The organism is Clostridium sp. UBA5988, assembly GCF_002435615.1.
Taxonomy (GTDB): domain Bacteria; phylum Bacillota; class Clostridia; order Clostridiales; family Clostridiaceae; genus Clostridium_J; species Clostridium_J sulfidigenes.
Map to the genome: position 1 here is coordinate 59,001 of NZ_DJBA01000027.1, position 24,325 is coordinate 83,325.

A 24,325-nucleotide genomic window follows, 5' to 3' on the forward strand; every position below is an offset into this window, starting at 1 on the left:
TTAAAAGATGTCTATGGTATTATACACTAAATAATCTTTATTGTGTAATTATATATCACATATTACAAAATAACAAAATAACTCTTCCTTGGCAATAGTGAATCTTTTCTATTGCAAGAAAGAGTTTTATTTGACTCTGTAATTTTCATGGGCCCCTAATATTTATTGTTCTATAGAATCTTAGTCAATTAGGTTATCTTTAAATCCGAGACCAAAGGCTTCATCAAAGGAAGAAATCATAGTCATAGCTGTTGGGTCTATGGTACTTACAATTCTACGCAAATTATACACCTGAGATTTACTGCAAGCACACATTAACATTTGACGACTCTCTCCTGAAAAAGCACCGGTAACATTCATTATAGTTACTCCTCGTCCAATTTCCTTTCCAATGACATCTGCAATTTCCTTTCCATGATTAGTTATTACCATTGCCATTTTTCCTGCTTCAAAACCAGACATGATCTTATCTATTATTGTAGAACTTGATATAGTCATAATAATTCCTAATAATACAGCATCAATAGTTCCAAATACTAATCCACCTAGAAGGATAACACAACCATCAATAGCAATTGTAATCTGTCCAATAGATAGGTGAGGTGCTTTTTTTCTTACAGAAAGAATTAAAAAGTCTGTTCCTCCAGTAGAAGAATTCCTCATATATATGAGTGCTAGTCCAGCTCCAGATAATACTCCTGCAAACACAGCTGCCAGTATAGGATTTCCTGAATAAATTGGGATAAGTGGAAACACTACATCCATAAAGAAGGCTGAAATTACCATAGTTTTTAGAGATTTAACTAAAAACCATTTTCCAAGGACTTTATAACTAATTATTATTATTGGTATGTTAAGTAATAAACTACATACACCTATTGGTATTTTAGTAAAAAAGTTTATAATTATTGATAAACCTGAAATTCCACCTGGAGCAAAGTTAGCTGATAATGCAAAGGTATAAATACCAGCAGCATAAAGTATACTACCAATGATGTCATAGAAGGTATCAATGGTAATGTCATAGATCTTTTGTTTTTCAATTTTCATGTTATTGCCTCCAACCTTTTTATTAAAGTTATATCTTATGATTTTGTAGAAATTAACATAATTCAGACATGACTAAAAGGTTTACATGTACTAAAAAAACTTAACTTCTACACCACTAGTAATAAAAGCACAATAAACCCTAAAATATCATTAAATTCTACAGTAATATTATAAATATTTTGTCTAAAAAAGTCAATTATTAAATTTTAAAAATATTCATATTGTTATTTCCATTTTGCTAATGATTAATTTTACCATTAATATACTGAAATTTAAGATTTTAATATAAATTGGCTCTGTTGAAAATTACAGTGATAGAATATATAAGCACTAAAAATAGCTAAAGTCCTATATTAACTATTACAAGACTTTAGCTATGTTTAAAATATTTGTAGATTATATTAATTCTCTTTATTACTTTCCAAATATTCCTTTTTTGTGTTTTTTCTTTTCTACAGTAGTTTCTGGAGCTTCTCCACTAGCTTCCATAAACATTCTTAGAGCTTCTGTTTGTTTCTCATTAAGGGATTTTGGTACATCTACTATTACCTTAACATAGTGATCTCCTCTACCTGCAGAGTTAACTCTAGGAACCCCTTTAGCTTTTAATCTAAATACAGTTCCAGGTTGAGTTCCTGCTGGAACCTTATAAGTAACATCTCCATCCACTGTTGGAACCTTTATGTCTGTACCAAGAGCAGCCTTTGCAAAGGATATATGAGTTTCCATATGGATATCAAAGCCTTTACGTTTAAATATATTATGAGATGTAACTCTTATATTTATATAAAGATCTCCTGCTGGACCTCCATTTTCCCCTGCTTCACCTTGTCCTCTTAGCGGCATTACATTGCCTGTATCAACACCTGCTGGAACATTTACTGTTAAATTTCTAGTTTTTCTTTCTTTACCAGTTCCTCTACAAGTTGAGCATGGTTCCTCTATTATAGTACCTTTACCTCCACAAGCATCACAAGTTGTAGTTGTAGAAATTACTCCTAATGGAGTTCTTCTTTGAACATTTATCTTACCTCTACCGCTACACTTAGAGCAAGTTTTAGGAGTAGTACCTTTTTTAGCTCCTGTGCCTCCACAAGTTTCACATTTTTCTCTTCTTGTAACTTTAATTTCCTTCTCGCAGCCAAATACAGCCTCTTCAAAGGTTAAATTTAAATTAAATTCTAAATCTGCACCCTTTCTTGGAGCATTTTTATTAGATGAAGAGGAAAATCCTCCACCAAAGATATCGCTAAAAATATCTCCAAAGCCTCCAAAGCCTCCACCAAAATCAAATCCATCAAAACCTTGAGCTCCGTTAAAGTCTGCAGTACCAAATTGATCATATCTCTGTTTCTTCTCTGGATCTGATAAAACTTGATATGCTTCATTTATTTCTTTAAACTTTTCTTCTGCTTCAGCATTTCCTTGATTTCTATCTGGATGATACTTTAAAGCAGCCTTTTTAAAAGCTTTTTTTATCTCATCATCACTAGCACTTTTATCTATGCCAAGTACTTCATAATAATCTTTATTAGCCATATTTAAAATTCACCACCTATTTTACTTCGAATAATATATTAAGATATATTATGTATAATTGCAACCATGTATTAATGGGAACATTAAATTTTCACATTAAAATTTAACATTAAAATCAGTTTTAAGGGATGAGTGTTTCATCATCCCTTAATTAATTTAATGAATATTATTCTCCATCTACTTTAAAATCTGCATCTACAACATTGTCATCATGTGGTGCATCTTGAGCTCCTGCTCCTGCTGCTCCACCCATGTTGTTTGGATCAAAACCTTCTGCTCCTGGCTGTCCGCCTTCAGCTTGGTATACCTTTGAAGATACAGCGTAGAATTCTTGTGTTAACTCTTCTGTAGCTTTTTTAATAGCTTCTATATCTTCTCCGTCTTTAACTGATTTTAATACTTGGATTCTTTGTTCTACCTTAGCTTTATCATCAGCAGAAACTTTATCTCCTAAGTCAGTTAAAGTTTTTTCTGTTTGGTAAACCATTTGATCTGCAGTATTTTTAACTTCTATAGATTCTTTTCTCTTCTTATCTTCTTCTGCAAATCTTTCTGCTTCATTTACTGCATTTTGGATTTCATCATCACTTAAGTTAGTTGAAGCTGTGATAGTTATATTAGCTTCTTTTCCAGTTCCTTTGTCTTTAGCAGAAACTTTAACTATACCGTTAGCATCTATATCAAAAGTTACTTCGATTTGAGGAATTCCTCTTGGAGCTGCTGCAATTCCAGAAAGAGTGAATCTTCCTAAAGTTTTGTTGTCAGCTGCCATTTGTCTTTCACCTTGAACTACGTGAATCTCAACAGATGTTTGACCGTCTGCTGCAGTTGAGAATACTTGGCTCTTCTTAGTTGGAATTGTTGTATTTCTTTCGATTAATGGAGTAGCAACTCCTCCTAAAGTTTCAATTCCTAATGTTAATGGTGAAACGTCAAGAAGTAATACATCTTTAACATCTCCTGTTAAAACTCCACCTTGAATAGCTGCACCTGCTGCAACACACTCATCTGGGTTAACTCCTTTTGATGGTTCTTTTCCTGTAAAGTTTTTAACTGCTTCTACAACAGCTGGGATTCTTGTAGATCCACCAACTAATACAACCTTGTCAATTTCTCCTATTGAAAGATCAGCATCTTGAAGAGCTTTTCTCATTGGCTCAATAGTTCTTTGTACTAAATCATGAGTTAATTCATTGAATTTAGCTCTTGTTAGGTTCATATCTATATGTTTTGGACCTGTAGCATCAGCTGTGATAAATGGAAGATTGATGTTTGTTTGAGTAGAAGATGATAATTCTATTTTAGCTTTTTCAGCAGCTTCTTTTAATCTTTGAAGTGCCATTTTATCATTTCTTAAATCAATTCCATTAGAAGCTTTAAAATCTTCAGCTATATAATCCATAACCTTTTGGTCAAAGTCATCTCCACCAAGACGAGTATCTCCATTTGTAGATTTAACTTCGAAAACTCCATCTCCAAGTTCTAAGATAGATACGTCGAAAGTACCACCACCAAGGTCATATACAAATATTTTTTGATTTGTATCCATTTTGTCAAGACCATAAGCAAGAGATGCAGCTGTTGGCTCGTTTATAATTCTCTTAACATCAAGACCTGCTATTCTTCCTGCGTCTTTAGTTGCTTGTCTTTGGCTATCATTGAAGTATGCTGGAACTGTGATAACAGCTTCTGTAACTGTTTCTCCAAGGTATGCTTCAGCATCTGCTTTTAATTTTTGAAGTACCATTGCAGATATTTCTTGTGGAGTATATTCTTTTCCATCTATATTTACTTTGTGATTTGTTCCCATTTCTCTTTTAATTGAGATTATAGTTTTATCTGGGTTTGTTATTGATTGTCTTTTTGCTACTTGACCAACAAGTCTTTCACCATCTTGTAAGAAAGATACTACTGATGGAGTAGTTCTAGCACCTTCTGCGTTTGGTATTATAACTGGATCTCCACCTTCCATAACTGATACACAAGAGTTTGTTGTTCCTAAATCAATTCCTATAATTTTTGCCATTGTAATTTCCTCCTATAAATTAATACATTTATTTTCTTTTAATTTACTATATACATTTATTTTTAATTAAAGATTAAAATCTTTATAAATCATAGATTAATTTGCTACTTTAACCATACTATGTCTTAATACTTTATCGCCTTTTTTATATCCCTTTAGGAATACTTCAGCTACTTGATTTTTTCCTAAGTTTTCATCTTCTATATGCATTACTGCATCATGGAAGTTAGGGTCAAATTCCCCATCAGATGAGATTTCTTCAACGCCTAGCTTTTCAAAGGAAGATGCAAACTGATTTATAGTTAATTCAATGCCTTTTTTAAGATCTTCTGCACTACCATCTACTGCAACAGCTCTTTCTAAATTATCTAGTACAGGTAGTATTTCCTTTAATACATCAGCACAAGCCTCTGTATATATATTTTCCTTTTCCTTAGAAGTTCTTTTTCTAAAGTTATCATATTCAGCTACAGTTCTTAATAATTTATCTTTCAAAGAATCATTTTCTTCTTTAAGCTCTTTAATTTCTTCTTTGCGATTTCTGAATTTTTTCATCTCATCTTCCTTATCATCTTCCTCTTTAACCTCTGAGGTTTCTTCACCGGAAGTGCCTTCCTCTTCATTTTGATCTTTTTCAGAAGGGTCATTTTCTAAAATTTCATCCGCATTATCTTCCATATCTTTTTTATCTAGCTCTTGGTTTTCTTCCATATTATTTTCCAATGCTCTTTCCTCCAATCTAAATGCTTATCTCATTTACTTTGAATTTTGAATATATATAAACCCATAGTTAATCTGGATCATATATGCTAGAGATCTTGTCGTTTATCTCATTAACCACAGTATCAAGAACAGCTATAACTTTATCATAATGGATTCTTGTAGGTCCTATAACGCCTATGGTACCCATAATACGGCCATTGCAACTATAGCTAGCAGTGATTATACTGCACTCCTTAGCGCACTCCACAAAGTTTTCTTCTCCTATACTAATAAATAAAGATTCCTTGTTTCCTTTGCTAAGAATTTCATTTAGGTTATCTTCATTATTTACTAACCCTAAAAATGCCTTTGCCTTATCGATGTTATTATATTCAGGATAGTTAAATATATTTGTAGCACCCTTAGTATAAATTTCACCATAATCTCCCAACACTAGTGTTTCATGAAGAACAGGAATTATACAGTCAAATATCTCTTCGTAACCAACTAATTCATTTTTTAAATTAACAAGGAAATCTAGAGTAATTTGTTCTATGCTAATCCCTACAAGTAGTCTATTAAGAGCATTATTCACTTTTACTAGCTTATTGTCATCTACTGGATTTGTTACTCTAATAGTATTATTTTTTATATTACCATTGTCTGTTATTATTGTAGATAAAATTATGTGCTTTTCTATTGCTAATAACTTTATATACTTAATACTTGACTTTTTAACAGGAGCAACTTTTACTACAGAAGTTAGTCTAGTAATATTAGAAAGTACATCTATAGCACCCTTAATTATACTATCTATTTCACTTATAGATGTGTCCTTTATTAGGTCATGTCTTATAGTTTCATGCTCTTCTTCTGTAAGTCTGCTAGGGGTCATAAGTCTATCTACATAAAGTCTATAACCCTTATCAGAAGGTCGTCTTCCAGAGGATGAATGGAGTTGTTCTAAAAATCCCATTTCTTCAAGATCAGCCATTTCATTTCTAATAGTAGCTGAACTTATTCCTAAATCGTATTTTTTAGATATGGTTCTTGAACCTACAGGTTCTCCGTAGGTTATATAATCATTTATTATAGCCTGTAAGATTTTAATCTTTCTTTCATCCATATCCATGTTATCACCTCTTTGTTAGCACTCACTACTTACGAGTGCTAATGACTATATTTAATATATATCATTTATAAAATTCAATGTCAATATGATTCATAAATTATTTACAAAATTATTATCTAGGGACATAGCAGCTCTTCACTCTTAAATTTAATAAGATGGAGTATTAGAGGATAAAATCTGCCATCACTTGATTACTCAGTTCTATGCCTCTTTTAGTAAGGTATAATCTATCTCCTTTTAAATTTAATAAATCCAACTTTACATACTTATCTATTACATCTTTATATTTTTCAAAAATGGAGATGTTAAACCTTCTTTTAAATTCTTCTATACTTATACCTTCTATTTTTCTTAATCCTAAGAACATGAACTCTTCTATATCATCCTTTAAGGAATTTTCATTACTCTCTACCACTGCAGAACTTTTATTTTCCATAGACATTATATAGGTTTCTATTTTTTCTTCATTTCTATACCTAATGCCATTAACATAGGAATGGGAAGATGAGCCACAACCAATATAATTTTCTAAATTCCAATATATTTTATTATGCCTACACTCTAATCCATCCTTTGCAAAATTGGAAATCTCATACTGGTGATATCCTTTTACCGCTAAAAAATTAATAGCTTCAGCATACATGTCCCTTTCCACATCTTCATCAGGTAAAATTAATTTATCCTTTTCATAAAGATTATAAAACTTAGTTCCTTCTTCTATGATTAAGCTGTAACAAGAAATATGCTCTGGCTTTAACTCTACAACCTGACTTAAAGTTTCCTTCCACTGAGCTAAACTTTGATTTGGAAGTCCAAACATTAAATCTACATTTATATTATTGAAACCAAAATTCCTTAACATTTCATAGCTATATTTAAAATCCTCAAGGGAATGGATTCTTCCAAGTGAAGTAAGGTGACACTGTTGAACAGCTTGAAGGCCCATAGAAATTCTATTTACACCCATAGCCTTAAAAATTTTTAGCTGCTCCTCATTAAAGGTCTTAGGATTTCCCTCTATGGTAAACTCAAAACCTTCCTCTATCCTCTTTAATCCCTCCAGGGCTTTTTCTATAATTTTCCATCCATCAATGCACAAATAGGTGGGAGTTCCCCCACCTATAAATATGGTGCTTATAATTTTATCCTGGCAAGAAACTTTAATTTCCTCACTCAATGCCTTAGCATAATCTATCATTAAACTTTCTTTACCACTATAGGAAGGAAAATCACAGTAATGACATTTCATCTTACAAAAGGGTATATGAATATATAATCCCACTGTATTTAATCCTACTGTATCCATTTTTCTTCTCCTTTAATATCCACTATCTTTATATCCACTAAATAATATGGCTATATTATTTAGTGGAACTTATGTTTACTTTATTAACTTCTGAAAATTCTTCGTAATGCCAAAAGGTAATCACCGTAGAAACAATCATAAATTTCATTTTAGAAATTCTTAGTCGGAGCGTTATAAAATTACCGTAATTCTTGCCACGATGGCAAGAGCCGAACCCTGAGCCATGACGGCGAATGGTGAGGGTAGGTAATTTTATAAAAGCGGAGACTTAGAATTTCTTAATGAAATTTAGTTTCCTAGGGATTAACCTTGGCATGGAGAAGAATTTTTAGAAGTTTCATTAGTCAACTTTAAGTACTGCCATGAATGCTTCTTGTGGAACTTCAACGCTTCCTACTTGTCTCATTCGCTTCTTACCTTCTTTTTGTTTCTCAAGAAGTTTTTTCTTTCTTGAGATATCTCCACCGTAACACTTAGCAAGTACGTCTTTTCTCATAGCTTTTACAGTTTCTCTAGCTATTATTTTAGCTCCTATGGCTGCTTGAATTGGAATTTCAAACATTTGTCTTGGAATGATCTCCTTAAGCTTTTCTACCATGGATCTTCCTCTGTGATAAGCTCTATCTGCTGGAACTATCATAGATAGTGCATCCACTACATCTCCATTAAGAAGTATGTCAAGCTTAACAAGTTGAGTTCTCTTATATCCTTTAAGTTCATAGTCAAAGGATGCATATCCTCTAGTTCTAGATTTTAAAGCATCAAAGAAATCATAGACTATTTCATTAAGTGGAATATCATAGTTAATTACAACTCTAGTTTCTTCGATATATTGCATATCTATGAAGGTTCCTCTCTTCTCTTGGCATAACTCCATGATTGCTCCTACATAATCTGAAGGTGATATTATTGAAGCCTTAACTTCTGGCTCTTCCATATAGGATATTTCACTTGGTTCTGGTAGATTAGTAGGGTTTGTAATCTCTATAATTTCCCCATCAGTTTTAGCTACCTTGTAAACAACGGAAGGTGCAGTGGTAATTATATCCAGATTAAACTCTCTCTCTATCCTCTCTTGAATTATCTCCATATGAAGTAATCCTAAAAATCCACATCTGAATCCAAAACCTAGAGCTATAGATGTCTCTGGTTCAAAGGATAGGGCTGCATCGTTAAGCTGTAGCTTTTCAAGAGCTTCCTTTAAGGTTTCATATTTAGCTCCATCTACAGGGTATATACCACTAAATACCATAGGTATAGCCGGTCTATATCCTTCTAACGGATTAGCTGCTGGTCTTCCTGCTTCTGTGATGGTATCTCCAGCTCTAGCATCTTTTACATTTCTAATAGCTGCACTTAGGTATCCAACGTCTCCAGCTCTAAGTTCATCCACCTTTAATGGACCTGGAGTAAATACTCCTACCTCAGTTACATCGTAAACTTTATTAGTGTTCATTAATTTGATTTTAGTTCCTGGCTTTACTACCCCATCAAATACTCTGATGTAAGTTACTACACCTTTATATGAGTCATAGTAAGAGTCAAAGATTAAAGCCTTAAGAGGAGCTTCTTCATCTCCTTCTGGTGCTGGCACTTTATCTATAACAGTTTTGATTACATCCTCAATATTTAACCCTGTTTTAGCAGATATTAATGGTGCATCCTCTGCTGGAATTCCAATAACATCTTCAATTTCTTGCTTAACCTCATCTGGTCTTGCACTTTGAAGATCTATTTTGTTTATAACTGGAGCAATTTCAAGGTCATGATCTAAGGCTAAGTAACAGTTTGCAAGGGTCTGTGCTTGTATACCTTGAGTTGCATCCACAACTAATACAGCTCCTTCACAAGCTGCTAAACTTCTAGAAACCTCATAGTTAAAGTCTACGTGACCTGGAGTATCTATTAGATTTAAAATATACTCTTCGCCCTCTTCTGTTCTATGTATAAGTCTTGCTGCTTGAGCTTTGATTGTAATTCCTCTTTCTCTTTCTAATTCCATGTTATCTAGTACTTGGGCTTCCATTTCCCTAGCTGTTAAAGTACCTGTTTTTTCAAGTAATCTATCTGCTAAAGTAGACTTGCCGTGATCTATATGTGCTACTATAGAAAAATTTCTTATGTGTTTTTGTCTGTTAGTTTGCATCTACTCAAATACCCCCGTAAATTTATATTAACTCTTTATTAAAGTCACCTTTTCTAATCTAATTATCAACTATACTTAGTTAGATAATAAACCAACATAAATTATACCATAAAATAAAGGTTCCTTGTCAATATACTTTATAATGTTAACTTTTAAGTTTCATTGGATGGCAATATTAGTTCCTTAATAGTATCTCCTATAACCTTAGTGCCTTTAACAAAATTCTTAAAGGGCTGACCATTAAGGATTATATTAAATTCCCCTATTTTTATATTAACCTTTGAATCCCTGTCATTAGAGCTTACATAAAAACTAGAGCTTTGTCTCACCACCTGAGGTAAATTCATATTTACCACTAAAATTCCGTATATCATAAATCCTACTGAAATTATTATTAAAAACTTGCATATTCCTGTCCTTAGTGTCTTACTATTCATCTTCTCTTTTCTCCTTTACCTATAGGTGCTCAAAATAAAAAAAGTACCTCACATTTAATGATGTACTTTTTCTTATATTTTTATTCTCTCTTAGGCATCTTCAAAAAATAAATAAGTCAGAATCCTCGTCTATTTATTTATTTTCAGATGCCTTACTTAGAATTTAAATACTGTGCAAAAACTATACTCATATATTTCATAGAGTTTTTAGCTTCTTGTAATTTGTTTGTATCTGCTCCAACCTCCATAAGTATGGCATTATCACTTAAATCTTGGTTATAAAATAAAATACCTCCATGGTCAAAGGCTGAAATGCTTCTCTCTCTATATAACCCTGGATAAAGCTTATTTGCTATAGCAACTATGGATTTAACATTTTCTATATGCTTAGGATATTTAGGATCCTGCTTAGTTGTTACTAAAATAAGCTTTGCAACATCCTCGCCCTTTATGTTTCCAGTAACATCTTCTTTTCTAGGACCACCATCTCTATGAAGATCTATTATTAAATCAAACTCTCCATAACTACTTATATTTTTACCTATGGTTTCTCTAGAAGCATGATAAGCTCTATTATAGTCAGCCTTATCATGGATTGTTTTATCATGGACAACTGTAAAACCTAATTTTTCTAATTCAGAAGTAAGAACATCCCCAACCCCTGCTACGGTGGTAGATAATCCATTATTCCCTTCTGCATAAGCTTCATTAGTATGAGTATGATATATTAATATCTTCTTTTTAGAATTATCTTTAGGATCACCAACTACATCTACCCCTTCCTGAAACTTATTTATGTCCGTATCTTTTAGTTCGAAAGGATTTATTGTAATTTTCTTTACTACCTTAGCATGTTCCTTCACATTCTCAAGAGCATTTTTATCCCTTAAATTTTCTTCGTCTAAAAAGCTTATTTCCTTTCTAACTATATCCAAAGGATTCAAGGTAAAATTACCTACAAATTTTGTATCATCCTTATTTACTGCTGGCTTTAAAGTACTGACACTTTGCCCTATGAGCTTCATAAAAAAATTAGTTCTATTGATGCTTTCTAAGTTATCATCATCTAAGGCTTGGGTAGACCTAGATAAACCTATAGATATCACCATGACTACTGCAATTATTGCAAGGATAGCTCTAGAACAATACTTTCCAGCATCTGTCTTACTTTTGTTATTCACCGTATCCCCCCCTGTTTGAGTTATACATAGGTATAATTAATTACTTTAATAATTTATATGAGGGGGGAATAAATTTTATTACTTTAGTTTAAATAGGTATTTATATCATCTAAGGTTAAAGCTGGTTGAAGGGCTATGTTTATGCCATTTGCAATTATTTTAGATACACTATCTATTACTTTATCAATATCTTTAGGAGTTACTACCATGCCTCCTAATTCTGGATCTAAAACCTCTCTAATCAATGTTTGTCTTTCATCTCTGTCAACTTCCTTAAGCATGCTATAAAAGGCACCTCCCTTAGTTGAAGACTTGATTAAGCTTTCTAAAACTAAGTCTATGGTGTCATTAGCTATAGTTCCTGCATCTACCACTGTAGGTACTCCTATGGCTATTACAGGAACTCCTAATGTCTTTTCACTGAGCTCTAACCTTCTATTTCCTACTCCTGCTCCTGGAGATATACCTGTATTACCTAGCTGTATAGTTCTATTTACCCTCTGTGTTTTCCTAGAAGCAAGAGCATCTATACAAATTATTACACTAGGTTTTACCTTATCTACTATACCCTTTATAATTTCGCTGGTTTCCATACCTGTAAGTCCTAAGACACCGGGGGATATAGCACACACTGGTCTTACTCCCTCATCAATGCTATCTGGAACATATTCTTTTAAGTGTCTGCTTATCATTATCTTTGACACTACCTTTGGTCCTACGGCATCAGCAGTGATATTCCAGTTACCTAACCCTACCACTAAAGCTACCATATCTTCATTTAGATTTATGAGATTTGATAACTCTTTAGCCATAACTTCACTTACATCTATTATTCTCTCACCATCATAGTATACGAATTCTGGAAATTCTAAGGTGATATATTCACCAATAGGTTTTCCTATGTTTTTAGCTCCTTCTTCATCTAATATTTTTACAGCAGTAACTCTAACGTTATTATCTATGTATTCCTCCGATTTTACTCCTGATAATTTTCCAGGATTATTTTCACTATAAATCTCTTTAGCTTCTAACGCTAAATCTGTCCTTACACTGTAAACTACTTCTTCTTTATCCTTAGACTTGCTTTCCTTCATCATAATCATTACACCTCATTTATGGTATTTTTCATATCATTCCTATATACATTAGTATTTATATTTATCTTTTCCCAAAGTTTCTTTCATATACTAATATGTTAAAGGTAAATTCTAATATGTTAAAGGTAAATTCTACTTGAAGTACGTAAAATTTAATGTTATAATAGCTTTTGTTATATGAAACTCGTAAGCAGACTTCCCCAAAGCTGCCGCTGAGAGATTGATAAAAATACAAGGGGGTGAATTAATAATGGCAAACATTAAGTCAGCTAAAAAAAGAATCAAAGTTACTCAAGCTAAGACTATGAGAAACACTATGATAAAGTCTTCTTTAAAGACAACTATAAAGAAATTTGAAGCTGTTCTAGCTAGCAATGACGTTGCTGCTGCTCAAGAAAGCTTTAAAACTGTAGTTAAAGCCCTTGATATGGCTGCTTCTAAAGGCATAATACATAAGAATAAAGCAGCTAAGAAAAAATCTAGATTAGCAGCTAAGTTAAATGGATTATCTGCTTAATAAATAAACCGGTGTATTCACCGGTTATTTATTTTTTTGCATATATTAAATTTTGACCTTTTTATTTATTCATCATGGTCTTTACCATAAGCATTTCAATGGCATTCTTTTGATCTACAGATTTACTTTTTATTTCACTTTCCGTTTCAATGCAATTTTCTATATTCTTCTTTAGAGCTTCCTGAGAAAACTTTTTGCTTTGAACTATCATCTTATCTGCAATATAGGGATTTAAGTTATATTCCTTTACTATGTCTTCTTTTCTAATCCCTTTTCCAATCTTTATTCTTATGGCAAATAAAAGCTTAAATTGACGCTCTATCATAGATAATATTTTAGGTGGTTTTTCACCCCTATATATCAATTGATTTAAAGTATCTATGGCTGCCTTTATATTTCTTTCTGAAAGATAGGATACTAAATTAAATATATCATTCTCCTTTTCATAGGGACACATCTTTATTATATCTTCTCTAGTTATCTCCCTTCCTTCAGTATATAAAATAAGCTTCTCTATCTCGTTATCTACTATGTTCATGTTATTTTCTATGATGGAGCAAAAGTATCCAACTTCACTTTTTCCTATGGACTTTCCCTTTTCTTCAAAGATGGCTTTTACTTTACTTTGAAGGCCCATGCCCTTTAGTTTATCAACTTTTACAACCTCACATACATTTTGAAGTTTCTTAACCTTATTACTAAGTTTTTCTCTATCATCTTCAAAGACATAGTACATAATTAAAAAGGTATAAGGAGGAATATCCTTAAGATAGTTTCTAAGGCTATCTATATCTTCTCCCTTATCTCTTAAAAAGTTAGCTCTAAAGATTTCTACCATTCTATATTCACTCATAAAGGGTATAGTTTCGCAATTATTTATTAAAGTATCTACATCTAGTTTATCTCCAGAAATTCTTGTATAGTTAAAATCAGCAAAACTTTCATCTATCTTTAAATTTCTTATTTTTTTTATAGATGTCTTTATAAGTCCTTCATCAGAACCACAAAGTATATAACAATTTTTTAGTTTATTTTCTTTTATGTGTTTTTCAAGTTGTTCTAAGGTTATCAAGAAAAATTCCTCCACTCTTTAATTCAGTATAATACTTATTTCAGCATAATACTTATTCTAGTGAACATAATTATGATATAATTCTCCACCTATGAGTTTATAGTTTTCATAATAATGTCCTAGAATAATTCCTTCTCTTTTTCTGTTAATCCTTATTATATCACAGTTTGGACTTGTTGATGAAGAATTGCTTTTATAACAGCATTGAGTGGCTTCTTTTTCATATTCCTTGTCTATAATTATATTGCTGATTTTACCCCTATGATTTATTTGTAAAGAGAGAACTCCATCTTTATCTTCTACATCTATACTGCAATGCTTTGATAGTTTTAAGGTTAGCTCTTCTTCAAATTCATCATAGATTCTATCTAATCCCTCATAATTTTCATAGACATATTTCAACTTCACCTTTTCCATACATACCATTACTTTTCTGGTACCATAGTTTATTTCTACAATATCAGCCTTTTTACCCCCTATAAAATTTATTTCCGGGTAAATTATATATTGCTGCTTTATAGTTAAAAGAAATAGTAATATAGGCAAGTATCTTAAAGACTTCACCCCTCTTCTTATAAGAATATAACTTAGGTATAATATGAGAATCATAACCCCTTCTATGTAAGTAAATTCTAAGGGTACGGGCAAAAGATTAACTAAGAAATCCTCCATGGTATTAATTATAAGTAGCACTGAGTTAGTAATGAGGGATAAAAGATTAAACACCGTTGGAACCTTAATAAATATAAGTAGAAGATTACCTAAAACTAATAGGAAGGTGTAAAAGGGAATCAAAAATAGATTAGAAATAAGTCCACCTAAACTCACAGCATTAAATCTCATTATTATATAGGGTGTAGTAAAAATCATAGAGCTAAAGGTTAAACTAAGAGATGTAGCTATAAAATTGGGGAGTTTATAAAATTTCCTTTTAATTTTATTATTTAAAGTGAGGATTCCTAATACGGCTAAAAAGCTAAGTACATAACCTATATCTAATATGTAGTAGGGTTTTATTAACAGAAGTAAAAATGCTGCAAAGGCTAAGGCTGATATACCTTCATAGGTCTTTTTCACCTTAGGGCCTAATACCAGCAATAATATCATTATAAAGGCTCTAAAAGTAGAGCTTTTTCCTCCAGTAAATATAACATAAAAGAAAAGAACTATTAAAGCTAGTTTATATCCAATTATACTTTGAAGTACTACATAAATTAAGGATACATGAAGTCCTGATACACTTATTATATGAGATATACCTAAAGCATTGAATTCTTCTCTTTTATCATAATCAATATAGCTATCATCGCCACCACTTACTGCTAGTATAATAGCAGCTCCTTCTTCATCAGTAACAGCTAAAAGCTTATTATAAAGATGACTTTTTATCAAGTATCCCTTGTATATTAAATCTTCCTTTAAAGGCTTTGAAGCTATTAGGTTATACTCTCCTACAATTCCTTTACTATAATCTACCTTTCTATGAAATTCTCCTTTTAATATGTACTGCCTTCCCAATTGAATCTCCTTGTTCTTAGGAAAAATTTTAATTCTTTTATTTTGAAGACTACCAATATAGTAATCCTTCCCTTCCTCCACGATTCTGCACTTAATATTTTCCCCTAGATCCATGGAATAAAAATATATAATGCAGTTTATAAAAAACAACATAGAAAACCCCATAACTATAAAAGCTAGGGGTTTCTTAAAATCTTTTTTAAGTAAAAGTACATAAATTACTATAAAAACTACCGCTGGTAAAATTCCCATGTAGCTATATAAAAAGTATATAGTACATCCAAAAATCCCTGCCAAACATATCTGAACCATGGATTTATCCATAATATCACCCTGTAGTATCATTGCCAAAGTAATAAATTGTAATTCAGTTTTATAACCAATTTTTATATATTTCTTCATCTGGCATTGGCTTTGCAAAGTAATATCACTGAATCTCATCACATTGTAATTTTCTTAAACATTCCAATTGTTCTTTTCTTTCAACTCCTTCAGCTATTACAGGAACCCCTATGGCTTTAGCAACGGTAATTACAGCCTTAACGATTGCGTAATCATAGTTATCCTTATCTATTAGATCTACTAAAGGTTTTGCTATTTTTATTCTATCTACTGGTAACTGCTTTAAATAATATAAAGAGGAATATCCAGTTCCAAAGTCATCAACAGCTATTGAAATACCCATTGCATTAATCTTTAGCAATGTATCTTTAACTTTTATATCTTCTTCCAATTCTAAAGTCTCCGTAATTTCAACTTCTACTTCTTCAGGTGTAATATGATATCTTTCCATGATTTCTTTTAATTTTATAATGAAACTATTATCCTTTAACTGTCTTACAGAAACATTAATTGCCATTCTAAGGTGTTTATTAGTTTTTTTCTTCCACTGGGATAGCTGTGCCATTGCATTTTCCATAACCCAATATCCTATGGGAATTATAAATCCTGTTTCCTCTGCAATGGGAATAAATTCACCAGGTGAAATAAATGTTCCATCATTTCTTTGCCATCGTATAAGTGCCTCAAAGCCTATAATACTTTCATCTTCAATAGATACTTGAGGCTGATAATACAATTGAAATTCTTCATTCAAGTCAGCTTTTTTAAGCATAATTTCAATTTCATTTTTAGCAAATGCTAATTCTCCTAGTTTTTGGGTAAAGACCATTGCCCTATTAAATCCTAATAGCCTAGCTTGTAGCATGGCTATATCTGCATGTTTTATTAATTCCTCTCTATTTTTTGCATCAAGGGGATATATAGATATTCCTATATTTAGAGTAACTCGTATATCATACTCTTCAATGGTATATATGTCACTACAGGCATGTATAAGATTTTTAGCCATTTCTAGTCCATCTCCGTAGGTATAGGAACCTTCCTTAGCAAAAACAAAAACATCTTCACCAAAGGAAGCTAAAATATCTTCTTCTCTGTAAACATACTCTTTAAGTCTCTTTCCTATTTCCAATAATACTTCTTCTCCAATATAATTACCAAACATGGTCTTTAGCATTTTATATTTATTTAAATCAATGTAAAAAAGAATAATATTTTCATCTTTCTTCAGATTATTAATATTTTTATCTATCTGCTGAAGAAAATATCTCCTACTATGTAATCCTGTAACTACATCTTTGTTTATCAAATCATTTAACTCTTTTGTTCTTTCCTGAACCTTGCTTTCCAACTTTAAATTTAATTGCTTTTCATTTTTTAATAATTCTTCTTTAAGTATATTGGTTTGAATATGATTTGAATGTATATAGTAAAAGGTAATAACTATAGGCATTAATAATAAATATTCTAACTGCACGCCTTTAAATAGGATTAAAATTATTGGAGCAGTTAATAATAAAAGCCCCTTTTTATTTCTACCACTATTCATGAATTCAGTAGGTTCTATCTTATGTTGAGTATTAATTTTAATAATTGACCCTATAGCTGCCACTCCAAAAGCAATTACATATGCAGCATCTAATAATGAATTGGCTCATATAGGCTGTAAAAATATTCATAATAATAAATAATATCAAAAACTATATAGAGTATATATGAACCAGCTGTAACCCTTAAATATAAAGGTATTTTTCCTTTTCTTATAGACAAGAACCAACTAGCAACCCATATAAATATTAAAAAGTCTACAAATACACAAATCATAAAAATCCAATCACTTTTCATAATTATTGCATTTTGCATATCAGTATTAAAAAATATAACCCAAACTAAAGTCATAGTACAGATTGTTATTGCAACAGTATCTATTAAAACCTGGGTTACATTCCATTTTTTAAATTGATGATATCCACCTATAATTAAGGAACATAGCAACAGTAAATTAGTCAATGAATACCCACTTACTATAGCACTAACTTGTTCTGGATTAATTTTCAGAATCATAGCTTCCACTGCCCACATAACATCAAAGACAGCCCAGTTAAAAATACTTAGAGCCAAAAATAATCCTGAAGTTTTTAATGTCTTATTTTTCTCCTCCATATAATAACCTTTAAAAACATAATAAGCTGCTATAAAAGTTACAATGGGAGATAAAATGTTTCCAAAAAAATTCGATTTTACAACGGTTGCTCCGAAATAGGATAAATATAAAATTGCTATTAATACCACTGTCAAAACTTTCTTCATAATCCATTTCTCCCTTACAATCGTAGAAATATAATATATAACTTATTTCTCATACAGAATATAAGCTTCTTATTCTAAATATAATACTATTATTCTTTTTTTAGGATGAAAATCCTTTATTTATATAATAAATATTTTCATCTATAATTTCATTGAAGTTAATATAGGGTATGTAAATGTAAAATTGTATGAATATACCAATGAAGTGATATGTAAATATAGAAATATTTGCATAGGTAACTATATGACTATTTATATAGTTAACTATTTACCTATAAAACTATATAAATAGTTAACTAGTTAACTATTTGTTGTGTTCATGGTGGTTTCCAAAAAAAGTAATGGGGTCAGACCCCCTCCCTTTTTTTGGGAGGGGGTCTGACCCCATTCCAAAAATGAAAAAACAATGGGCTAGCCCATTGTTTTTTTGGCGGGAATATGTGAGAATCGAACTCACCCGTCGTGGTCTTAGCACGGCAACTCGGTTTTGAAGACCGGCAGGCACACCAGCACCTATCTACTCCCATATTACTTCCTACACTTGGTATTATAAGATGTAATAGATAAAAAATCAAGTATTAAAATCATCAATACTTGATTTTTTTCACTATTAATACATTACTCTATCATTTTCTACACGTTTAGTGAATTTTATACTATCTAGATGTTCTAGGATAGCAATGGTATATTTTCTGTTACTTTCAAAAATTTCTTTAGCGGTAGCTGCTGATATAGAGCCATTTTCAAGAATATAATTTCTTACCTTATTCTTAGCTTCTTCATAATCTTCCTTAAGAAGAGTGCAGTCTTCATTTAATTTAATTAAAATTTCCTTATCTAGTAGAAGTTCATATACCATCTTAAATCCTGCTCTATCTTTTTCCCCTTGAGCTAAGTCTACATATTTAGGAGGGGTAAACTTTAACTTTTTATATTCATTTATTATAAAGTTCTTCATTCTTTCTTGTTCTTTATTCAAGGTTACATTAAAATCATATAAAGCTATAAATTTTTCACTAACTTTTAATGTTTTCTTTTCTACTAACATGTTTAATATCTCATCATAATTCTTTTGTTTTAATTTTTTAGTAAATATTTTATTTTTAGCTTCTTCTTTAGACATTCCAAATTTCAATGGATTCTTTTTGTGGAAATCTTCTATTAGTGCCTTTAATTCTTTAGTTTTATCCTTTAAGAAATCTTTATGGATGAATATGCTATTATCCTGTCCACCTAATCTTATTATGATCCCTTGATCTTCTAAAACTTTTAATTCCTCTTCTATGTTATCCATGTTCTTCCCAAGACTCTTTAATATGGCTAAAGAATCTGGATAGGTATCACTTAAATTTTTCACTGTATTTTCTAAAATATTAGTAGATTTACCACTTTCTTTTAGTTTTAATTCTTCTAAATACTCAGCTGTAACCTTCTTAGATTTTTTAGCATTAGGCTCTATTATTATACCTCCTGCTATGGTATTCATAGGAGAATAGCTTCTTATGATGTAGCGGTCATTTCTTTGCGCTGTAATAGGCTTTTCTAATCTCAGTTGAACGTAAGCCCACTGTCCAGGTTTAATTTCTTCTTTATCTAAGGGTATAATTCTACAGATTATTTCTTCTGTGCCATGATATAACCTTACCCTTTGTCTATTTACTATAGACTTTTCAGCGGTTTTTATATGGTACAACTTACAATCTATGATTAAAGAGGGCTCCATAATATCTTCCTTAGCTACCACATTACCTCTTTGTACCTCTGACACCTTAATATTGGCAAGGTTTATGGCACAACGCTGTCCTGCTTCTCCAAGTTCTGAAGGCACATCATGGACTCTTATTCCTCTAACCTTGGCCTTAACCTTACCTGGATATATCTCCACGGTATCACCTAGGGATACCTTTCCACTTATTATAGTTCCAGTTACCACTGTACCAAAACCACTTATACTAAAGGATCTATCTACTGGTAATCTAAAATGACCTTCTGTATCCTTTGCTTCTACTTCTTCAGTTAATTTATCTATATCCACAATTAATTCTTCAAAACCCATTTTAGTCTTAGAGGATACTGCGTGAATAGGTGCATCTTCTAAAAAAGTATCCTTAAATTCTTCCTTTATGTCTTCCTTTATCATATCTAACCAGTCAGCTTCTACTAAGTCTGACTTGGTTAACACTACTATACCTTTTTTTATATTTAAAAGTTTTAATATTTCAAAGTGTTCCCTGGTTTGCGGCATTATTCCTTCGTCAGCAGCTATTACAAGTAACACCACATCTATACTACTTATTCCTGCTAACATGTTTTTAATAAACTTCTCATGACCTGGTACGTCAATTATTCCTGCTCTTCTCCCTGAAGGTAAGTCAAAATAGGTAAATCCTAAATTTATAGATATTCCTCTATTTTTTTCTTCTTGTAGAGTATCTGTTTCCCTTCCTGTAAGAGCTTTAATTAAGGTAGTTTTACCATGGTCAATATGTCCAGCAGTACCTATAATTATATGCTTCATCTATTTTACTTCATCCTTTCAAAGGTTCTGTTATCTAATAGAGCAGATAGGTAGTAACCCACCTGAGTGATCTAATCTACTCTATAGCCTTAAAACATTGTACTATTTCATCAAAATCTTCTTTAAATAAGGTTCTTCCATCTAAAACTAGTTCATCATTATAAACCCTAGCTATTAGTGGAGTTCCCCCTAATCTAAGTTTTTTCTCCATATCCTCTGGAGAAAATTTTTCACTGGTTACTTTAACTACATAGGTTTCAATTTTTTCTGTAGGCATAGACCCTCCACCTACCATGGATTCGCCTTTGTCTATATAAAATTTAAAGCCCTGAGTCTTACTTTGTAGCTTTTTCTTTAGAAGTATACATTTTTTCTTAACTTCTTCCTTAGGCATCAAAATCATATTTAAAGATGGAATGTTATCTATAGCTTCTTTTTCATCTATATAATATTTTAAGGTACCTTCTAAGGCTGCTAAAGTCATTTTGTCAACCCTTAGTGCCCTAGTTAATTGATTCTTTTTCATTCTATCTATATATTTCTTTTTCCCAACAATGATTCCCGCCTGTGGACCACCTAGCATTTTATCCCCACTAAAGGTTACTACATCAATACCTTTTTTTATGCTATCTTGGACGGTAGGTTCATAGGTAAAACCATATTTACCAAAGTCTATAAGAACTCCACTACCTATATCTTCTACCACTGGAATTTCATGCTTTTCTCCTAGTTCTACAAGCTGCTCTAAGGACACTCCTTCTGTAAAGCCTAAAACTTTAAAGTTAGAGGTATGAACCTTTAAAAGTACTCCTGTATTTTCTCTTATATTATTTTCATAATCATATAGATGAGTTCTATTAGTAGTTCCTATTTCTACTAGCTTAGCTCCACTAAACTTCATAACTTCTGGTATTCTAAAGGAGCCACCTATTTCTACTAGTTCTCCTCTAGAAACTATGACTTCCTTTTCCTTTGCTAAGGTATCTAGTACTAGCATTATAGCTGCTGCATTATTATTTACTACCATGGCAGCTTCTGCTCCAGTAACCTTTTTAATAATTTCTTCTATGTGAGAATATCTAGAACCTCTTTTCCCACTTTCTATGTCATATTCTAAATTATTATAGCTCCCTGCCACTGTTATCACATTTTCTATAGCTTTTTTTCCTAAAAGTGAACGACCTAAATTAGTATGTATAACAGTTCCTGTGGCATTTATCACCCTTTCTAGGTGCATTTTGTTTTTGCTTTCTAGAGTATGAACTGCAAAATCTAGTACTTGCTCTGTGTTTAAACTATCTACATTGCCTTTTAATATACCATTTCTATAAAATTCTATTGCTTCCCTTAAGGATTCTAAAACTATGGTTCTAGAATTTTCTTCTATTAACTTATTTACTGATTGAAGTTTTAAAAGTTCATCTATCTTAGGTAATTTTCTTAATAATTCCTTATTCATTTTACTTCTCCCATGCATTTTTAATAAGATACCAATAATTTTACAACTATCTATTCTACCACTAGAGGCACTTCACCCTTTTCAATTACTTCACCAATAATAGCAGGTTTTATATCTAACTTCATTAATCTTTCCATCATAGACTGAACTTGATCAGAAGGAGTAGATATTAATAAACCTCCTGAGGTTTGTGGATCAAATAAAGCATCCTCTAACCATTCTGGAATATTCTCTAATTTATACTTGCCATCTAAATATCCTTTATTGTTATAAGTTCCTGCAGGCACTAACCCCATCTCAGCATATTCTCTAGCACCTTTAATCACTGGAATTTTATCTTTAAATAACTTTATAGTGATATCAGAAGCTGATGCCATCTCATATCCATGACCCATTATTCCAAAGCCAGTAACATCTGTGCATGCATTTATGTTGTAATCTACTATAATTTCACCTGCATATTTATTTAAGGTACTCATAACCTTTACAGCTTCATCATATACTTCCTTGGATGCTATTTCTGCCTTTATAGCTGTATTAACAATTCCTGTACCTATAGGCTTTGTTAATATAAGTACGTCTCCCACCTTACAACCATGATTTTTAAGGACCTTTTCAGGATGTACTATTCCCATAACAGATAACCCATACTTAGGTTCGTCATCTTCAACAGTATGTCCACCAATCACTACGGCACCTGCTTCTATGACTTTATCAGCGCCACCTTTTAAAATTTCTCCTAATATATCTATATTAAGGCAATTAGGAAAGCAAACTATATTCATGGCCACTGTAGGCTTTCCTCCCATGGCATAAACATCACTTAGGGAATTTGCAGCTGCTATGGCTCCAAAGGTATAAGGATCATCTACCACTGGTGTAAAGAAATCTAAGGTTTGAATAGCTGCTATATCCTCTGTTAGCTTGTAAACTGCTGCATCATCAGAAGTTTCTATTCCTACTAATAGGTTTTCATTTGACATTTTAGGTAATTTGTCTAGTATTTTTGAAAGGGTCTCCGGCCCTATTTTCGCTGCTCATCCAGAGGTCTTTGAAAGTTCTGTTAATCTTTTTGACATGGTTTTACCTCCTTATTTTATAATAAAAACAAACACTATTTTTTATTAAATTTAACTTTATTTAGTATTAAAAATTATACTAATTCTTTAATAATTCTATACTAATACTCATTTTATGTCTACCTTATCTCTCAATTTCTCTAAGGTTTTTACTCCTATACCCGTTATATTGGTCAGTTCATCTATGGAGTTAAACTTTCCATTTTCATTTCTGTAATCTACTATACTTTGAGCTTTTACTTGACCAATACCTGGAATGGTCATTAGTTCATCCACTGTTGCTTTATTTATATTTATTTTTCCTTTTGAATCTATAGCTCCTGTACCCTTTTCCTGCTGTTCTTCAGCTTCAATTTCTGAATCTGGTACTTCTTCACCTATTTTATATATTTTAATACATTGTTCATCTTCGAGTATTTTAGAAAAATATATCTTTTCCTCATCAGCTTCCGGTGTTAGCCCCCCTGCTATTTCAATTAAGTCTCTTACTCTAGAACCTGCTTTTAATTCATATTCTTTAGGAGCTTTCACTGCACCTTTTATATCTACAACTATTTTACTACCATTTATATTTTCTTGATTTTCACTTTCTTGATTTTCACCAGCTTTATTATTACTCGCTTTATTCTCATTATTTTCATTTTCTCCATTCCCCTTTGAATTTTGCCCCTGGAAATATTGTTGTTCATCAAGGAATACCTCTTTATAGTCTTCTTCTTTATTATGATTAATTATATATCCTGCTACCAAAAATATAATGCTAAGTATTAATATGGATAATGCTCCAATTATTTTTTCTTTTAATTTCACTTTAATACACCTCTCAATTAACATTTTATCCATATTTTTTATAAATTATTATCGTACTTCCAACTTTTTTTTGATATAATTATG

Annotated in this window: 19 protein-coding genes and 1 tRNA gene; 1 reads left to right on the forward strand and 19 read right to left on the reverse strand. The window is 31.6% G+C overall.

What is annotated here, in order from left to right; all coding sequences use genetic code 11:
- Nucleotides 1-180 precede the first annotated feature (180 nt).
- The 10 genes from B3J31_RS06255 to gpr all read right to left on the reverse strand — a co-directional run bounded on the left by B3J31_RS06255 (nt 181) and on the right by gpr (nt 12,616).
- Nucleotides 181-1,050: a YitT family protein gene (locus tag B3J31_RS06255; RefSeq protein ID WP_150844387.1), complete on the reverse strand. Its 870-nt coding sequence runs from the start codon at nt 1,048-1,050 to the stop codon at nt 181-183.
- A gap of 414 nt (nt 1,051-1,464) precedes the next feature.
- A complete protein-coding gene (gene dnaJ, locus B3J31_RS06260) occupies nt 1,465-2,589 on the reverse strand; it encodes a molecular chaperone DnaJ (protein ID WP_346867873.1) in 1,125 nt (374 codons plus the stop codon).
- A gap of 166 nt (nt 2,590-2,755) precedes the next feature.
- Complete coding sequence (gene dnaK / locus B3J31_RS06265) at nt 2,756-4,615, reverse strand: molecular chaperone DnaK (protein WP_346867872.1); 1,860 nt, start codon at nt 4,613-4,615, stop codon at nt 2,756-2,758.
- A gap of 96 nt (nt 4,616-4,711) precedes the next feature.
- Complete coding sequence (grpE, locus tag B3J31_RS06270) at nt 4,712-5,338, reverse strand: nucleotide exchange factor GrpE (protein WP_346867871.1); 627 nt, start codon at nt 5,336-5,338, stop codon at nt 4,712-4,714.
- 67 nt (nt 5,339-5,405) lie between these two features.
- Nucleotides 5,406-6,443 carry a heat-inducible transcriptional repressor HrcA gene (hrcA, locus tag B3J31_RS06275; RefSeq protein ID WP_346867878.1) on the reverse strand — a complete coding sequence of 346 codons (1,038 nt, stop codon included), beginning with the start codon at nt 6,441-6,443 and terminating at the stop codon, nt 5,406-5,408.
- A gap of 169 nt (nt 6,444-6,612) precedes the next feature.
- The gene (hemW, locus tag B3J31_RS06280; protein ID WP_346867870.1) at nt 6,613-7,755 is read right to left on the reverse strand and encodes a radical SAM family heme chaperone HemW; all 1,143 of its coding nucleotides are present in this window, start codon (nt 7,753-7,755) and stop codon (nt 6,613-6,615) included.
- 340 nt (nt 7,756-8,095) lie between these two features.
- Complete coding sequence (gene lepA, locus B3J31_RS06285; protein WP_150844382.1) at nt 8,096-9,901, reverse strand: translation elongation factor 4; 1,806 nt, start codon at nt 9,899-9,901, stop codon at nt 8,096-8,098.
- Nucleotides 9,902-10,053: 152 nt separating this feature from the next.
- The gene (locus B3J31_RS06290) at nt 10,054-10,338 is read right to left on the reverse strand and encodes a hypothetical protein (RefSeq protein WP_346867869.1); all 285 of its coding nucleotides are present in this window, start codon (nt 10,336-10,338) and stop codon (nt 10,054-10,056) included.
- 152 nt (nt 10,339-10,490) lie between these two features.
- Nucleotides 10,491-11,519 carry a stage II sporulation protein P gene (locus B3J31_RS06295; protein WP_346867868.1) on the reverse strand — a complete coding sequence of 343 codons (1,029 nt, stop codon included), beginning with the start codon at nt 11,517-11,519 and terminating at the stop codon, nt 10,491-10,493.
- An 83-nt stretch (nt 11,520-11,602) separates the two neighbouring features.
- Entirely contained in the window at nt 11,603-12,616 is a 1,014-nt protein-coding gene (gpr, locus tag B3J31_RS06300; protein WP_346867867.1) for a GPR endopeptidase, read from the reverse strand.
- Nucleotides 12,617-12,866: 250 nt separating this feature from the next.
- Here gpr and rpsT point away from each other — a divergent pair, with 250 nt between their 5' ends.
- On the forward strand, nt 12,867-13,133 hold the full coding sequence (rpsT, locus tag B3J31_RS06305) for a 30S ribosomal protein S20 (RefSeq protein WP_035128853.1): 267 nt from the start codon (nt 12,867-12,869) through the stop codon (nt 13,131-13,133).
- A gap of 61 nt (nt 13,134-13,194) precedes the next feature.
- Here the strand turns inward: rpsT and holA are convergent, their stop codons facing one another.
- From holA to B3J31_RS06350, 9 genes are all read right to left on the reverse strand, one after another.
- Nucleotides 13,195-14,205 (reverse strand): DNA polymerase III subunit delta, encoded by a 1,011-nt coding sequence (gene holA, locus B3J31_RS06310; protein WP_346867866.1) that lies wholly within the window; start codon nt 14,203-14,205, stop codon nt 13,195-13,197.
- Nucleotides 14,206-14,262: 57 nt separating this feature from the next.
- Nucleotides 14,263-16,125, reverse strand: a complete 1,863-nt coding sequence (locus B3J31_RS06315; RefSeq protein ID WP_346873793.1) for a ComEC/Rec2 family competence protein — start codon at nt 16,123-16,125, stop codon at nt 14,263-14,265.
- A gap of 25 nt (nt 16,126-16,150) precedes the next feature.
- The gene (locus B3J31_RS06320; RefSeq protein ID WP_346867864.1) at nt 16,151-17,677 is read right to left on the reverse strand and encodes a bifunctional diguanylate cyclase/phosphodiesterase; all 1,527 of its coding nucleotides are present in this window, start codon (nt 17,675-17,677) and stop codon (nt 16,151-16,153) included.
- 26 nt (nt 17,678-17,703) lie between these two features.
- Nucleotides 17,704-18,375 (reverse strand): hypothetical protein, encoded by a 672-nt coding sequence (locus B3J31_RS06325; RefSeq protein ID WP_346867863.1) that lies wholly within the window; start codon nt 18,373-18,375, stop codon nt 17,704-17,706.
- 428 nt (nt 18,376-18,803) lie between these two features.
- Nucleotides 18,804-18,900, reverse strand: a tRNA-Sec gene (locus tag B3J31_RS06330).
- 85 nt (nt 18,901-18,985) lie between these two features.
- Nucleotides 18,986-20,893: a selenocysteine-specific translation elongation factor gene (gene selB / locus B3J31_RS06335; RefSeq protein ID WP_346867862.1), complete on the reverse strand. Its 1,908-nt coding sequence runs from the start codon at nt 20,891-20,893 to the stop codon at nt 18,986-18,988.
- Between the two features lie 76 nt (nt 20,894-20,969).
- Entirely contained in the window at nt 20,970-22,352 is a 1,383-nt protein-coding gene (selA, locus tag B3J31_RS06340) for an L-seryl-tRNA(Sec) selenium transferase (RefSeq protein WP_346867861.1), read from the reverse strand.
- Between the two features lie 50 nt (nt 22,353-22,402).
- Nucleotides 22,403-23,431, reverse strand: coding sequence for a selenide, water dikinase SelD (gene selD, locus B3J31_RS06345; protein ID WP_346867860.1), 1,029 nt, complete (start codon nt 23,429-23,431; stop codon nt 22,403-22,405).
- A gap of 108 nt (nt 23,432-23,539) precedes the next feature.
- Complete coding sequence (locus B3J31_RS06350; protein WP_346867859.1) at nt 23,540-24,241, reverse strand: helix-hairpin-helix domain-containing protein; 702 nt, start codon at nt 24,239-24,241, stop codon at nt 23,540-23,542.
- Nucleotides 24,242-24,325 lie beyond the last annotated feature (84 nt).

Bases quoted from the DNA above. Each gene is read 5' to 3' on its own strand.
- B3J31_RS06255 (WP_150844387.1), bottom strand. From the start codon at position 1,050: ATGAAAATTGAAAAACAAAAGATCTATGACATTACCATTGATACCTTC.
- lepA (WP_150844382.1), bottom strand. From the start codon at position 9,901: ATGCAAACTAACAGACAAAAACACATAAGAAATTTTTCTATAGTAGCA.
- B3J31_RS06315 (WP_346873793.1), bottom strand. From the start codon at position 16,125: ATGAAGAAATATATAAAAATTGGTTATAAAACTGAATTACAATTTATT.
- selB (WP_346867862.1), bottom strand. From the start codon at position 20,893: ATGAAGCATATAATTATAGGTACTGCTGGACATATTGACCATGGTAAA.
- dnaK (WP_346867872.1), bottom strand. From the start codon at position 4,615: ATGGCAAAAATTATAGGAATTGATTTAGGAACAACAAACTCTTGTGTA.
- dnaJ (WP_346867873.1), bottom strand. From the start codon at position 2,589: ATGGCTAATAAAGATTATTATGAAGTACTTGGCATAGATAAAAGTGCT.
- gpr (WP_346867867.1), bottom strand. From the start codon at position 12,616: ATGATGAAGGAAAGCAAGTCTAAGGATAAAGAAGAAGTAGTTTACAGT.
- selA (WP_346867861.1), bottom strand. From the start codon at position 22,352: ATGAATAAGGAATTATTAAGAAAATTACCTAAGATAGATGAACTTTTA.
- hrcA (WP_346867878.1), bottom strand. From the start codon at position 6,443: ATGGATGAAAGAAAGATTAAAATCTTACAGGCTATAATAAATGATTAT.
- rpsT (WP_035128853.1), top strand. From the start codon at position 12,867: ATGGCAAACATTAAGTCAGCTAAAAAAAGAATCAAAGTTACTCAAGCT.
- B3J31_RS06325 (WP_346867863.1), bottom strand. From the start codon at position 18,375: ATGAAGAAAGTTTTGACAGTGGTATTAATAGCAATTTTATATTTATCC.
- B3J31_RS06290 (WP_346867869.1), bottom strand. From the start codon at position 10,338: ATGAATAGTAAGACACTAAGGACAGGAATATGCAAGTTTTTAATAATA.
- hemW (WP_346867870.1), bottom strand. From the start codon at position 7,755: ATGGATACAGTAGGATTAAATACAGTGGGATTATATATTCATATACCC.